The organism is Chloroflexus sp., assembly GCF_034431535.1.
Lineage (GTDB): Bacteria > Chloroflexota > Chloroflexia > Chloroflexales > Chloroflexaceae > Chloroflexus.
Genome location: NZ_DAOUDC010000062.1, coordinates 1 through 13,739 on the forward strand (window position 1 = coordinate 1; position 13,739 = coordinate 13,739).

At 57.7% G+C, this 13,739-nt stretch carries 13 protein-coding genes; 7 read left to right on the forward strand and 6 right to left on the reverse strand.

Annotated elements, in window-relative coordinates; genetic code table 11:
• Positions 1-26 precede the first annotated feature (26 nt).
• Positions 27-554 carry a PspC domain-containing protein gene (locus tag U9R61_RS14775; RefSeq protein WP_322489576.1) on the reverse strand — a complete coding sequence of 176 codons (528 nt, stop codon included), beginning with the start codon at positions 552-554 and terminating at the stop codon, positions 27-29.
• Positions 555-650: 96 nt separating this feature from the next.
• Positions 651-1,199, reverse strand: coding sequence for a macro domain-containing protein (locus U9R61_RS14780; RefSeq protein ID WP_322489577.1), 549 nt, complete (start codon positions 1,197-1,199; stop codon positions 651-653).
• A gap of 458 nt (positions 1,200-1,657) precedes the next feature.
• On the opposite strand from U9R61_RS14780, the gene rsfS reads away from it, so the two are divergent.
• From rsfS to U9R61_RS14810, 6 genes are all read left to right on the forward strand, one after another.
• Positions 1,658-2,008, forward strand: coding sequence for a ribosome silencing factor (rsfS, locus tag U9R61_RS14785; protein WP_322489578.1), 351 nt, complete (start codon positions 1,658-1,660; stop codon positions 2,006-2,008).
• Positions 2,009-2,016: 8 nt separating this feature from the next.
• Complete coding sequence (locus U9R61_RS14790) at positions 2,017-2,232, forward strand: hypothetical protein (protein ID WP_066783574.1); 216 nt, start codon at positions 2,017-2,019, stop codon at positions 2,230-2,232.
• A 124-nt stretch (positions 2,233-2,356) separates the two neighbouring features.
• Positions 2,357-3,058: an SDR family NAD(P)-dependent oxidoreductase gene (locus tag U9R61_RS14795; RefSeq protein WP_322489579.1), complete on the forward strand. Its 702-nt coding sequence runs from the start codon at positions 2,357-2,359 to the stop codon at positions 3,056-3,058.
• Positions 3,059-3,555: 497 nt separating this feature from the next.
• A complete protein-coding gene (locus U9R61_RS14800; protein ID WP_322489580.1) occupies positions 3,556-4,161 on the forward strand; it encodes a DUF1998 domain-containing protein in 606 nt (201 codons plus the stop codon).
• Positions 4,162-4,496: 335 nt separating this feature from the next.
• Complete coding sequence (locus tag U9R61_RS14805; protein ID WP_322489581.1) at positions 4,497-6,542, forward strand: fused MFS/spermidine synthase; 2,046 nt, start codon at positions 4,497-4,499, stop codon at positions 6,540-6,542.
• Positions 6,543-6,745: 203 nt separating this feature from the next.
• Positions 6,746-7,612 carry a PAS domain-containing protein gene (locus U9R61_RS14810; protein ID WP_322489582.1) on the forward strand — a complete coding sequence of 289 codons (867 nt, stop codon included), beginning with the start codon at positions 6,746-6,748 and terminating at the stop codon, positions 7,610-7,612.
• A 225-nt stretch (positions 7,613-7,837) separates the two neighbouring features.
• Here the strand turns inward: U9R61_RS14810 and U9R61_RS14815 are convergent, their stop codons facing one another.
• Positions 7,838-8,878, reverse strand: coding sequence for an NAD-dependent epimerase/dehydratase family protein (locus U9R61_RS14815; RefSeq protein ID WP_322489583.1), 1,041 nt, complete (start codon positions 8,876-8,878; stop codon positions 7,838-7,840).
• Positions 8,879-8,892: 14 nt separating this feature from the next.
• Complete coding sequence (locus tag U9R61_RS14820) at positions 8,893-10,125, reverse strand: DUF190 domain-containing protein (protein ID WP_322489584.1); 1,233 nt, start codon at positions 10,123-10,125, stop codon at positions 8,893-8,895.
• Positions 10,126-10,370: 245 nt separating this feature from the next.
• On the opposite strand from U9R61_RS14820, the gene U9R61_RS14825 reads away from it, so the two are divergent.
• Positions 10,371-10,670, forward strand: coding sequence for an FHA domain-containing protein (locus U9R61_RS14825; RefSeq protein ID WP_322489585.1), 300 nt, complete (start codon positions 10,371-10,373; stop codon positions 10,668-10,670).
• A gap of 135 nt (positions 10,671-10,805) precedes the next feature.
• On the opposite strand, the gene U9R61_RS14830 is transcribed toward U9R61_RS14825, so the two are convergent.
• Positions 10,806-12,044, reverse strand: coding sequence for a hypothetical protein (locus U9R61_RS14830; RefSeq protein WP_322489586.1), 1,239 nt, complete (start codon positions 12,042-12,044; stop codon positions 10,806-10,808).
• A 37-nt stretch (positions 12,045-12,081) separates the two neighbouring features.
• Entirely contained in the window at positions 12,082-13,518 is a 1,437-nt protein-coding gene (locus U9R61_RS14835; RefSeq protein ID WP_322489587.1) for an MFS transporter, read from the reverse strand.
• Between the last annotated feature and the right edge of the window lie 221 nt (positions 13,519-13,739).

Below are 13,739 nucleotides of genomic sequence, written 5' to 3' on the forward strand. Positions count from 1 at the left end.
GGTAGGGGCATTGCGCCGCAATGCTCCTACCGCGCCCGCCGCAAGAGCACGAAACCCGCCACAATCATCAACACCGGGAAGAGCAACGAGAGATTCACACCGAGCTGCTCAAGCAGAATAATCGCGCCGAACCCGATTAAGATCAAGCCGAGCAGGCTCCAGTTCCGCCGCCGCGGCGGCGTGGTCGCCAGATTGACCGTCTCACCTACCGCCGGCCCGCCGATCGGTTGCCCAGTCAGCGGGTCAAACCGATAGCTCGGATCGGGCGCGTACCCTACGCGCGCTTGACTGCCGCTCTGCCCTTGGCCGGCGAAGACCTCTTGGTTGACCGGCTTCGTACCGCTGGCCGCAGGGGTAAAGGGTGTCGTTGGGGTGTCTTTCGGCATCACAATCCAGAGTACGAGATAGATCGGCAGGCTAATGCCGTTGATAAAGAAGACCAGCACAAAGATAAGGCGGACGATCACTGGGTCAACGGCAAAGTATTGCGCCAGCCCGCCACAGACGCCGCCTATCATCTTGTCGGTGCTGCTGCGCGTGAGTCGAGTCTGCATAGATCACTCCTTCCAACCGAGACGCATGCGGTGCGCCTGCATGCTCTGGCGATATGACGCCGGCAACGCCGGATTGTTGCACCTTCCCGCCACTAATTATGCTTGCATCCGCGCTAACGCCTCCCGGTAGACCGGGAAGGTATCGCGCCAGAGCACCATACGCACCAGCGCCGGGGCCTGATGGAGCTGCAGGTCTTCGCGGAGTGCGCGCAACACTAGCGGCGCTGCGCGCTCGACCGGGAAGCCGTAGATGCCGGTGGCAATGCTGGGTAAGGCAATGCTGTCCAGACCATATTGGCGGGCCAACGCCAGACTGGCATGGTACGCGCTAATCAACAGCCGGTCGGCCTCTTCCGGTGCATAACGGCTAAAGATCGGCCCCACTGCGTGAATCACATACCGCGCCGACAAGGCAAAACCGGGGGTAATTCGCGCCTCGCCGGTCGGGCAAGGAGCGACCGCATTGCACGCCTGCTGTATCTGCTCGGCGCCAGCGGCGCGGAAGATCGCGCCGCATACCCCGCCGCCTTGCTGCAACGCCTCATTGGCAGCGTTGACAATCGCATCAACCGCTTGGGTGACAAGATCTCCCTCAACTAGCTCAATCCGGGATTGGCCTACATGCAGCGAGAGCACTTGTTCCATCGCGCGCCTCCTTAGCTTGCTCACAGCTTATTCGACGCCGTATGTAACGTAGAACTGTAGCAGACCATGCGGCGTTTGTAAACTGCCGATCGCCAAGAGCGATCGTGTAGAACGCAGCCATTGCCCCCAATTTGCCTCACCCGGTGCAACGTTTGCGCGCCGGCAATGTATCTTGGAACAGAAGCGGGTACCCGCTTTATCCCGCTGATCAAGCCAGAACTGGCCAAGAGCGGCGAACGTGTGGGTGAGAGCGGCGTTCAAGCTGCAAGGCTCGCACCGTCTCACGTTATGCCGCTCAAAGTGAGGGCATCCATCCTTGGTTGAACGATCCGCCAATCGCCCGTCAACCCATCATTTGTGCTATCATGACGTCGTAAAAACCATGCGTTCAGGTTTTACAACCTGCGTCAAATATGATAGGATCAAGATAACGATAACGCGACGCAACATAGGAGGACATGATCATCGAGACAGGAATGATTGCCCGCCGCATCGTCGAGCTGGTCGAAGACAAGCAGGCCCACGACATTATGCTGCTTGACATTCGCCCGCAGACAACTATCGCCGATTATTTCATCATCTGCACCGCCGACAACGATCGGCAAATGCGCGCGATCATTGACCACATCGACGAGAAGATTTCGACTGAGCACGGGTTGAACCCGCGCATCGAGGGGAGCGCCGACACCGGCTGGATCGTGCTCGACTATCGCGATATTGTCGTGCATATCTTTAGCCAGAGCCAGCGTGAGTACTACCGGCTCGAACGCCTCTGGAGCAAGGCGATGCCGGTAGTCGTCGTACAGTGAGGAGTATTATGGGCAAGGAGACTACGCGGCGCAAAGCGGCGTCGCGACGCAAGCGGTTCGTGTTGTTCGCCAGTGGCGCTGCGCTCGGCAGCGCGCTTGGCCTCATCGCCGGATCAGTGTTGACCTTCTGGCTGGGTGAGGGGGCGTTGCGCGCCATTCAGCGCGGTCTGCGCCGGCTCGGCGGCGACGATGGACGGCCGCATTTTGACCTGCTGATGCAGTAGGCCATACCGAATCGGGTAACGATGGAGTTGCCTGCAAAGGGATGCTCTCCGGTTGTCTGAGCATAGAGGGCGACTCTGGCGTTAGCATGCGTCAGAGTCGTTTGTATAAGCGAGAGGAGCGTGCATGGATCTGGCAGGAACAGTTGCGATTGTCACCGGTGGCACCGGCGGGTTGGGAGTTGCAGTGGTGGAACGGCTGCTTGGCACCGGCGCAACCGTAATCACGCAGTATGTTAATGAGCCGGCCTTCGCGCGGCTGCATGAGTGTTGCCCCACCGCCATCGGCGTGCGTGTCGATCTAACCGATGAAGCGGCAGCCAAAGCGGCCTACGACGCGATTGCAGCGACGCACGGCGGCATCGACATTCTGGTCAATTCAGCCGGCGGCTTCGCTGGTGGCGAACCGGTGCATCAGACGCCGTGGTCACTCTGGCAAAGCCAGCTCGACATCAATCTCAAGACGGCGGTCATCTCGTGCGCCGCGGCCATTCCCCACATGATCACCCGCGGCGGCGGCGCGATCGTCAATGTCAGCAGCCGCACCGCCACCCAAGCCGGCGCCAACCTCGCCGCCTACGCCGCCACCAAACGTGCCGTGCTGCAACTCACCGAATCGCTCGCCGCCGAACTCCTCCCCCACGATATTACTGTCAACGCCGTCCTGCCGAGCGTGATCGACACCCCGGCCAACCGGGCAGCCATGCCCAACGCCAACCATGAGCGCTGGGTCAAGCCCAGCGAGATTGCCGAGGTAATCCATTTTCTGGTCAGTCCCGCCGCGCGCATCATCAGCGGCGCCGCCATCCCGGTGTATGGGAAGGCGTAGCGGGGTGGGGCAATTACCCCATCGCGTCAGGTCGAAAAAAACAGCAACTTCATCATATAATTACAGATCTTTCCAATTGAATCCAATGCGACGAATATCTGTGTAACCAATCCTGCCAATCCAGCTCGCTACGCTGTGATTGCCGTGCAGACCATTTCTTGGTAATTGTTTGGTAACAGTTATACCACTGCCCAACAACCGCAGGCTCACCGCTGCCTGCCACTCTTCCACCCCTCCCTGCTGCCCCAAGACCATCCCTATGCGCCGGCAGCACGGCTGGTATGGCCAAAGAATGTGCCAGCCAAAACCGGTTTATCACCAGCACATCTTAGGCCATACCCTACGCCATCTGGGTAATTAGGATCACGAACTTGTCGCAGCGTGCAACACACCATCTATCTAGAGGCGCGACATTTCGGAGTGATCTGCTCTTGTTGCGCGGGTCTTTGGCCGCGCCGGTTACGCGGAATTCGCTTTCGCGTCCATTGCAAGATGCGATGCAAACGGCTGCCGATGCGCTCGCGCTAGCGGCCAGCTACCACCTTGATGTTGATCCGGTTGAACTTAGCGCTGGCTACCGTTTCTTGCCCGAAGACGTTCAGGTTGATCTCTTTCTGGTAGACACGGCGTCGGGCGGTGCAGGTTTTGCAACCGAGGCCGGACGGCAGATTGATCAGATTCTCCAAGCGACGCTGCGCTTGGTCGCAGAGTGCCCCCGGCAATGTGAACCGTCATGTACGGCCTGTCTCCGCCACTACGGTAATCGCATACGACATGCGCAGCTCGATCGTCGGCTGGCAGCGCAGTTGCTCCGTTATCTGATCGATGATCAACTGCCTGCAATTCCGCCAACGAATCTGCAAACCAAATTGCTTGAACCACTGAAACGATGGTTTGAACTGGAGGGATCGATGGTTAGTCATTCCTCTCGTGCGCCGCTTACGGTAGAGCGCAATCATCGCACGATTACGATTGGTGTTTACCATGCATTACTCGATCCATTATCGCCACTTTTTCACCATCCCCTTCAAAGATATGGCAAATTGGTCAGTGACTATCTGGTAAGCCGTGATTTGCCTGCTGCGTGTCAACAGATCATTTGATGATATGTAATACTTATAAAATGCAACGGTTTCATTGGTGTTTATTATTATGTTCTACATATGGGTTTGACTTCTAGAAATCTTCTGATCCATCTAATATAGACTAAGGTTATTGACACAATTGTATAACTATGATATAAAGCAAGTGTTAGCAAAAAACAGTATACACTGAGCCTGCCTGCCAGCGACGAGCTCTACTTAGCAGCTCTATTTACCAAAGAATTGCAACTTAGTGTCATCTTCCAATTCGCTTGTTGCACCCACCCTTTACCGCTATGAAATCATACACCAGTAGCATCTTCCTCTCGGCGTTTTTAATCTTTCAAGTGCAACCAATGATTGCGCACTACATCCTGCCATGGTTCGGCGGGACAAATTCGGTCTGGTCGGCGGTTGTGCTGTTCTTCCAACTCATGCTGGTGGGAGGGTATCTCTACGCCGATTGGTTGAGCAAAGCGATCGCCCCGGAGCGCCAGTGGCGAATCCACGGTGCGTTATTGGGCATTGCAGCCGTTTTAATCCTCGTCCTCGGCTTCGTTTGGCCGGCGCCGGTGATTCCAAGTGCGAGCTGGAAGCCGAGCACGGCAGAGCAACCGGTGCTCTATATCTTTTTCTTGCTAACCATTTCGGTTGGTCTCCCGTATTTCATCTTGGCCAGTAATAGTCCGCTCATTCAGAGTTGGTTCGCCCACACCCAAACCGGACGCTCGCCATATTGGTTGTATGCGCTGTCTAACGCCGGTTCACTGTTCGGTTTACTCTCCTACCCGGTCTTGATCGAACCGTCGCTCAGACTCGGCGAGCAGGGATGGTTATGGTCTGGACTCTACCTTCTATTCGCAGCTTTAACCTTTGCTATTGTTTGGCAATTGCGCCGCTCAAGCCATCCGCAGGCAGTTCAGCCCAAGGAAGGTGTTCACATCGCTGCACCCACCGAGATCACACTTGTTCACCGGTTGCTCTGGTTGACGCTGAGTGCTATCACTTCGGTCATGATGCTCGTGGTAACAACCCGCTTGACGCAAGAGATTGCACCGGTGCCGATGTTGTGGATATTGCCGCTAACCATTTATCTACTCTCATTTATTATTGCATTCGCTAGCGAACAGTACTACCATCGACAAGCATTTCTCACGCTTTTAACCCTCACCTCGATCGGGTTATTGTTCATGCCACTTATTCCAAATGTGCCAATCATCCTACAAATAGTTTTGAATCTTCTGTTTCTCTTTGCAATTTGCATGACCGCCCATGGTGAAGTCTATCGCTTACGCCCTTCAGCCGAGCATTTAACTCGTTTTTATCTGCTTATATCGATTGGAGGGGCAGTTGGAGGCATTATTGTCAACTTTATCGCTCCGTTTGTGTTTAATGATTATTGGGAGTTTTATATTGGATGGATTATTGCCTATTTACTACTGCTCTTTTTGGGGGCAAAACAACTTAATGTCCGGCAACGAAAACCAACAATCCTGCTAGGAGCCACCGCGACGATTATGAGTATTCTCATTGGCTATGTGATAATTATCGATAGCCAAACTTCCATCTGGCGGGAACGAAACTTTTATGGCGTCTTGCGCGTCATCGAACGCGATAATATTCACCTGCTCATTCATGGATCGACGATCCATGGCACGCAATATATTGCTACTGACAAGCGTGATAATCCGATCGGCTACTACGGGCCTGATAGCGGGATTGCCTTGGCGTTGCAGAACCATCCGCGCTATGGGCAGGGAATGAAGGTGGGAGTCGTCGGGCTTGGGGTCGGCGTCTTAGCTGCCTACGGGCAGAAGCATGACATATACCGCTTCTACGAAATTAATCCGTTGGTCATCGATTTGGCAAACGGAGCGCATGGGTTTTTCTCGTTCCTCCCCGATAGCCAAGCGCGCGCGGTAACGATAGAGATCATTCCGGGTGATGCCCGTCTCTCCTTGGAAGATGAACGTAACCGAGGCGAAACGCAGGGTTACGATATTCTCGTGGTCGATGCGTTCAGTAGTGACACGATCCCTGTTCATCTATTGACGCAGGAAGCGCTTGAGCTCTATCTGCATCACCTCGCGCCGGATGGCATCCTCGTCATTCATATTACGAATCGCCATCTCGATCTGACCCCGCTGATCTGGACATCAGCGCGCCAGCTTGGCTTATATGCCGGCATCATCCGCAACAATATTCCGCAAGATGAGCAAACCGTGATGTTCCCATCGGTATGGGCATTATTGGCTCGCCAACCCACCCTCTTTAGCCAGCCGGCGCTAGCCGGCAAAGTAGATACGCTGGAACAGTTCTCCTCTAACCTACGCCCTTGGACTGACGACTACAGTAACATTTTCCAACTTTTGCGGGGGTGGCGGTTTGGCAGCGACTCTTAATCGAGCAAAAGACGGGCATTCGCAGGCCGGCGCAGCTTGACACTCTTCTCCTCTGGCTTTACAATCACTCATAGCCCCGTCGCAACGTGACCACGCGGTCAACTTCCTATCATAACCAGCGGTTGTTATGCCCGGCCAGTCGCGGACTGGCCGCGCTGCGATCATCTGCGGCCGTCAACTTCCTGTCACAACCAGAGGTTGTTATGCCACTCGAAGAGCAGCGCCTGCTACACGAACTCAACGATCTGCGCCAACGCTACGCTATGCTTGTGCGTGCGTTGCGGCTCATGATTTACGACTATGATGTTGCGACTGGAATGATCACGTGGAGCGGCGAAACCGAGTACGTCTGCGGGCGCACCCTCAGCGAACTCGACGGCGGGCTGGCCCAATGGGAAGAGCTGATCCATCCCGATGACCGCGAACGGGCGTTGCACCTGTTGGGCGAGGCTGAGGTGAAGCTGAGCGAGTATGACATCGAGTATCGCTTCCAGCACAAAAACGGCTCGTATGTCTGGATCCTCGACCGCGGCTATTTTCTGGTCGGCCCCGACGGCAAAGCGGCGCGTATGATCGGCATGATGCAGAATATTAGCGAGATCAAGGCGATCGAGTTCGAGCGTCTCCAGATGCAGGAAACGATCATCGCCGCCCAAGAGCGGGCGCTGCGCGAACTCAGCACGCCGCTGGTGCCGATTAGCGATCGCGCGGTTGCGTTACCGCTGATCGGCGTGATCGACCAACGCCGTGCGAGCTTGATTATTGAGACCTTGCTCGAAGGGGTCGCCACTCGTGGCGCTGAGATGGTGATCATCGACATCACCGGCGTCGCCACGGTTGACACCTTTATCGCCGATGCGCTGATCCGGGCGGCGCGAGCGGTGCGCTTGCTGGGGGCGCATGTGGTGTTGACGGGCATCAGCCCCGAAGTGGCGCAAACGCTGGTCAGCCTCGGCGCCGATTTGAGCGTCTTCGAGACTCGCGCCACTCTGCAAGACGGGATTGCGCTGGCGATGAATGGTGAACCGCTGCGGGGAAAGGGCAGCGGAGTAGCGCACGCCAAGCGGTAAGGACGGGTTTGCAACCCGCCCCTTCGCTATCGCGTCGAGGGGCGAGCAGAATATTTGATCGATCCCAACCGTTGATCGCTGTGCAATACCTCAACGCTCGACTATACGCGCCCCTCTCCCGCGTTAGTGGGAGAGGGGTTGGGGGTGAGGGCTAAACGGTACATCGCAATACCTTCCACCACATTTGCGCTTATGGGGTCTGTCCGCCCCTTCGCTGGCTCGTGGCTAGAAGAACAGCTTCGCCAATTTCAGAATACCTTGGCTCCATGGCACCCGGTGCGAGACGCCGGTCTGCTGACCAAACCGCTTGGCGTTGGCGACGTACCACTGGTAATTGCGCACCAGCGCTTCTTTGTTCGAGTATTTGGGCGTAAAGCCCAACACTCGCTCGGCCTTTTCAACCGACACAAACGAGTCTTCAGTCACAGTACCATACGCCCACTTATAGACCGGCGACAGCTTGAGCTTTTCGAGAATCGCCAGCGCCCACACCATCGGCGCCGCCGGGAAGGTAATGATCTTCTTGCCGTGACCGGCTGCGTCGAGCACCGCTTGAAAATCCTCTTTGATCGTGGTGAACTCTTTGGCGCCGATGTTGAAGGTATCGTTCACCCGATCGCGATCGAGCGTCAAGCAGCGCACAATCGCCTCGCAGAGGTCTTCGACATCGAGCAACTGGTAGCGATTCTTGCCGTTGCCGGGCAACGGGAAGTTGTGGCCCTCCATGGCCCAATCGTACAGCATGGCAAAGATGCCGAGCCGCTCAGGGCCAACGAACGACTTGGGCCGCAAGATCGGCACGCACATCCCGGCTTTGCGAAACTCAAGGCAGAGCTCTTCGGCCTTGACTTTCGCTTCGCCATACGGCCCAACTCCACTGAGTCGATCCGTTTCCAACAACGGGTGATGGTCAGGAATGCCATACACAGCGGTTGACGAGATGTGGACAACCCGCTCGACCCCGTGGGCGCGAGCCGACTCGAGCACATTGCGGGTGCCGTCAATATCGGTCGAAAAGATGTCAGCTGGCGAATAGAGCGGCAATGCCGCCGCCGTATGCACGACAAACTTCACATCCTTCATTGCCCGATCGACCGCCGCCCGATCGCGGATGTCGCCTGTATGCTCTTCGATCTGGCTGTGCTCAGGATAGTCGAAAGGAGCAATATCCAGTGAACGCACAATATAGCCGTGCGCCAAGAGGTAACGCGCTAGATTGATGCCGAGAAAGCCGGCGCCGCCGGTAATGAGAACCCGATCAGCCATACGTTTCCTACCTACTATTCGCTTTGTTGTAAGAGTGCCCGAATTAGGGCACCTCGTGCGATTATACCCGACAGCCGGCCATCTGAGTCAACCACCGGCAAACGTTCAGCATTTACGTTCAGCAACTGGCGGGCGGCGGCGGCTAACCCAGCATCGACCGTCACGATTGCCGGTGCCGGCTCGACCAAGCTATCGATTGCCCGACGCGCGCCGGGCAGCGCCGCCGCCGGAGTGGGTTGCGCCCGTTGCAACGCAGCCAACAGCGCCGCACGTTCGTCACCCTGTAACCGCATAAGCACATTGCCCAAACGCAAGATCCCGGCGAGCCGCCCATTGTCATCAATCACAAACAAGAGATGGCTCGGCGCGGTGATCAGCATCGCCAATGCTGCGGCCAACGGCTGACCAAGCGCAACCCGCGCCGTCGCCGCCTGCATCACCATCCCCACCCGCACCTCAATCGCATTCGTATCGGTTGGTTCTGGTTGGCGCGCGGCTGCCAACAAGACTTCGCGCTGGCCGAAGATGCCCGCTAACCGGCCATGCCCATCAAGCACCGGCACTTGCGCATACCCCCACTCGATCATCATCGTCAACGCCTGCGGAATTGGCATGGTCAAGGGCACGCCACGCACCTCGCGATTGACCACCTCGCCTACCGTGCGCCCATGCATCACCGCCAGCGCGGCGGCGCTTTCCGCCGGTTCCAGCATACCGAGCAAACTGGGAGGCAGACGCAACCCGCCCCGCCACACTAATTCACGGGCCGAGATCGTCCCCACCACAGTTTCGTTCTCGACCACTGCCAAGAGATCAGCTTGCGCAGCAGCGATCTGCTCCAGCGCCGCGAGCAGAGGAGCATCCGCTGCAATTGTCGCCACCTCGGTTTGCATCAGATCCGACACCAACTGTTCGGCGCCGAACGGCCCGCTGGGGCGCAATACGCCTTGCGCCACTTCTACCGGCTCGATCGTGATCAGGGCATCGCGCGCTATCTCGCTAATTAAGGGCAAGATCCGGCGAATACGCAGCGCGTGGTCAACCCACTCGATAATCACCGGCTGCCGTTCGGCGTCCGGCAATACCTGCCGGCGCGGCCCAAAGCCGGACAGTGCCGGCAACGCCGTTGCGCCGGTCGCCCCGCTCTGGCGCAATTCAGCCAGCACCGCCTGATACAATGGTCGATCGCCGGCCCGATCTTCACCGTTGAGATAGATGCGCACTCGTTGTACCGTTGGCTCGGCCATAGTTAGCTGCTCCTACGCTGTGATGTCGCTTCCGGCGCATAACAGAGCGATGCAAGGCTTTGTCGTAGCACGAACCTGATTGGGCGGATCGGATACGATTCGTGACGTGCGTCGGTGACGCCCACCAGAGACAAGCATAACATAATAAATAGCCCAAAGGTCACACTTGACAAAATGAGAAGTCAATGAGAATCATAAGAATATACATTGTTTCATCGCACTAGTTCTGTTCGCCGGAGGCCCTTATGAGCCGAGAATTAACCCTCATCGGCGTGTCCGGTTCACGAACCGGGCAACACATCGTGGTCAATCGCCGTTCGATGGTGATTGGCAGTGCCCGCCAATGCGACATCGTGTTGTACGATCGGCAGGTACTCGAACGCCATGCCGAGATTGCCCAAGTCCTTGAACGCTGGTTTATCACCCCGCTTGACACCGGTGCGTTGGTGGCGTTGAACGGCCAACGCATTAATGGCCGCCAGCGGTTGCAGAGCGGTGATCTGCTTTCGATCGGCAGTACGGCGTTTAAGGTGGCTGATCGGTAACGTGATCGCGCCAATAGGGTAAGCGTGCCGCCGGTAGGATCAGTCCTGCCGGCGGTAACGTTTTAGCTCACTTCACGATAGGTTCCTGTACCGCCATTACCCTGCATCCGTTACGCCGTTACCCACCTTACGCCTTCAAAACCCGACATCAATGATCGTCCGCCCGGTGCGATCTTGGAAGAAGCCAACCCCATCTTGAATCAGACCGACGTAGAAGCCCATGCGGGTTTCACGCTGCAAAATCCGCACTCGGCCAATAATCTCGGCCTCTTCACCGGGGTAGAGAAAATCTTCCACAAACGGTTGCGCCCACTCTGCGGGCGGGCGCGGCGAAATTGACCAGCGGTACGGGTAGCGTTTTGGGCCACCGCCACTGTTGGCATCCCAATCCATGCCAACGCGCCAAAACCCGCCGGCTTGCGCCGCATACGCCCCATTTTCCACCGACGAAAAGACCTCATCGGTAGTGTATTCATACCCGCTCGGCGGGCCGTAGGTACGGATCGGCACTGTGCCGATGTTGCGCACCCGGATCGTTACCGTAATCACTTCGCCCAACATTACTCGTTGCGGCGCAATCATCGAATAGACAATGCGCGCTTCGGGTTGGCCAACCTCGGCCAGTGTGATTTGGCCCTGTCGTTGCACCACATTGCCAAACGGATCTTCGGCGCGCACCGTGTACGTGTAGACACCGGCGTCCAGTAACGAACCATTTGGCCGCTTGCCGTTCCAGACGTGCCGCTGCTCGAACGGCCCCTCCTCTTCGCGGGTCACAACCGGGATCACTTCACCGGTTGGCGCCAACACCTCGATATTCACGGTTGCGCTCACCGGCAACCGGTAGGTAAATTCGGCCACATCGTCAATTGCGTCAGCGTTGGGCGAAATCACCGGCGGCCAGACCATCAGGTTTTCGATGATCGGCGGCTCAATCGCCTCCCCGCCAATCACCAACGGCAGCCGGCGTTCAGCGCTGGCATTACCGTCGGCAGCGCGCGCCGCCACCACCAGCGTATACTGGCCGGGAGGAAGCAACCGGCGCAGCACCTGCGGATCATCGGTCGGTACACTGCCATCAAACCGCAACACATACGGATCGCTTGCCGCAGCCCGCGGCTGCGCCCGGCGCAGATCGTAGCGATGGCCGGCAGCATCAATCACATAGATATCAACCAGCGCCGCCCGGCCAATCTCATAGCTGATGGCTAGTGGCGCCCCTGCCCCCGGCTCATACCGCTCGGCGCTCGCCGTCACTTCGCCCAGTAATGGCGCGGCGGCGCATCCGCTCAGCCCAATCAACCCCAGCCAAAGCAACCCCATACCCACGAATAGTATCAGCGGGCGCGCGAATCGCCACGCAAGAACCTTCATGTGCAACCCTCCACACCTATCAAACATTAGCGCACGTTCAATCAGCCACCGGCCTCCCGGCGGCAGCAAGCTGGCGTTGCAACGCCCGCCCGCCGGCCAACGAAGGCACGATCGCAATCAGCGCCAACAGCGCTGCCACTCGCATCGCCACATCGTAGCCGCCGGCCAAGATCAGCGGCGGCGCTGCGGTAATTGGCGTAATCGGGCCGCCGTTCAAGGCAAAAATTTGCGACGCCCAGATCGCGCCGGCCAGCGCGATCCCGCCGGTTTGGCCGACCGTGCGCACCACCGCCAGCAACCCGCTGGCCACCCCCAACACTTCTGGCGGGGCATTGCCCAGCACGGTGCTGTTATTCGGGCTTTGAAACAACCCCACCCCAATCCCCAACAGCACCAAAAACCCCAACATCTGCGGAGGCGGCGTCGCCGGTGTACTGGCGCTCAAGCCCAGCAGCGCTATAGCAGCGATTGTCAAGCCAACAATTGTCAACACCCGGGGGCCAAACCGATCTGACAATCGCCCGCTGATCGGCGACGTCAACGATAAAGCGATCGGCAAAGCCACCAGCATAAACCCGGTGCGTTGCAGATCGAATTGGTAGACCAACTGAAAGAAGAGCGGAGTCAGCAACAGATTAAAGGAGATGCCGAGAAAGAGCACGAATGACGCGAGCAGATTCAGCGAAAAGGTCAACCGCCGGAAGATGCGCAGATTGAGCATCGGCTGTGGTGTGCGCCATTCCCAAACCAGAAAGAGGACACCGCTGATGAGGGCCGCAGCAAAGAGACCGATCACCTGCCCATCGCTCCAGCCCCACAGTGGCCCCTCGGTCAGCCCCAACAACAAGCAAAACAGCGCCAACGCCAACAACCCAGCGCCAACCAGATCGAACCGCTGGCCGGGTCGCGCCGGCTGGTCAGGCGCAATCGACCGCACCGTCAACCACCACCCCAGCGCGCCGATCGGCAGGTTCACCAGAAAGATCGCCTCCCAGCCAACGTAACGCAGCAGAATACCACCCAACGCCGGGCCGATCAAGATACCGGCGGCGACAAACGACCCAATTGCGCCCAACGCCATCCCGCGCTGGCTCGGCGGAAACGCCGTCACCAATAGTGCCGGCCCCACCGCTTGCACCATCGCCGCGCCAATACCTTGCAACACCCGGAACCCGATCAGCGCCCAAATCGACGGCGCCGTCGCACAGAGCAACGAGGCGAGGGTAAAGAGAGTAAACCCGATCAGGTAGATCCGGCGCTTGCCGTACATATCGCCCAAGCGCCCCATAATCAAGAGAGTGCAAGCGAGCGTTAGCAGATAACCGAGCACCACCCACTCTACTACGTTCAGATTGCTCTGAAATGCCTGCACCAGCGTATTGAGCGCGATATTGACGATCGAGCCATCGATGGTCGAAATCAATACCCCACTCCCGACTGCTGCCAACGCCCACCATTTGCGCCGTTCTTCCACCTTGCACCTCGCCGCCGCTACGTTGTTACCGCGAGCATTCTACCGCACTCTACGCAACTGTGTCATCTCTCGGCAAACAAAAGCACTGCACCCAACTACGACTAGTTGGGTGCAGTGCGTGCAGCGAGTTAGAACAGAGAAACTACTTGATCGTGCCAGCCAGCCGGTTGAACAGGCCGCTGATGTTGTTGCCCAAGAGGGTCAGCGCGGCGATCACGACG

What these genes read in the sequence shown, in the direction of transcription:
- U9R61_RS14805 (WP_322489581.1), top strand. Translation starts at nt 4,497, where the DNA reads ATGATTGCGCACTACATCCTGCCATGGTTCGGCGGGACAAATTCGGTC.
- U9R61_RS14775 (WP_322489576.1), bottom strand. Translation starts at nt 554, where the DNA reads ATGCAGACTCGACTCACGCGCAGCAGCACCGACAAGATGATAGGCGGC.
- U9R61_RS14780 (WP_322489577.1), bottom strand. Translation starts at nt 1,199, where the DNA reads ATGGAACAAGTGCTCTCGCTGCATGTAGGCCAATCCCGGATTGAGCTA.
- U9R61_RS14830 (WP_322489586.1), bottom strand. Translation starts at nt 12,044, where the DNA reads ATGAAGGTTCTTGCGTGGCGATTCGCGCGCCCGCTGATACTATTCGTG.
- U9R61_RS14790 (WP_066783574.1), top strand. Translation starts at nt 2,017, where the DNA reads ATGGGCAAGGAGACTACGCGGCGCAAAGCGGCGTCGCGACGCAAGCGG.
- U9R61_RS14825 (WP_322489585.1), top strand. Translation starts at nt 10,371, where the DNA reads ATGAGCCGAGAATTAACCCTCATCGGCGTGTCCGGTTCACGAACCGGG.
- U9R61_RS14800 (WP_322489580.1), top strand. Translation starts at nt 3,556, where the DNA reads ATGCAAACGGCTGCCGATGCGCTCGCGCTAGCGGCCAGCTACCACCTT.
- U9R61_RS14820 (WP_322489584.1), bottom strand. Translation starts at nt 10,125, where the DNA reads ATGGCCGAGCCAACGGTACAACGAGTGCGCATCTATCTCAACGGTGAA.
- U9R61_RS14815 (WP_322489583.1), bottom strand. Translation starts at nt 8,878, where the DNA reads ATGGCTGATCGGGTTCTCATTACCGGCGGCGCCGGCTTTCTCGGCATC.
- rsfS (WP_322489578.1), top strand. Translation starts at nt 1,658, where the DNA reads ATGATCATCGAGACAGGAATGATTGCCCGCCGCATCGTCGAGCTGGTC.
- U9R61_RS14810 (WP_322489582.1), top strand. Translation starts at nt 6,746, where the DNA reads ATGCCACTCGAAGAGCAGCGCCTGCTACACGAACTCAACGATCTGCGC.
- U9R61_RS14795 (WP_322489579.1), top strand. Translation starts at nt 2,357, where the DNA reads ATGGATCTGGCAGGAACAGTTGCGATTGTCACCGGTGGCACCGGCGGG.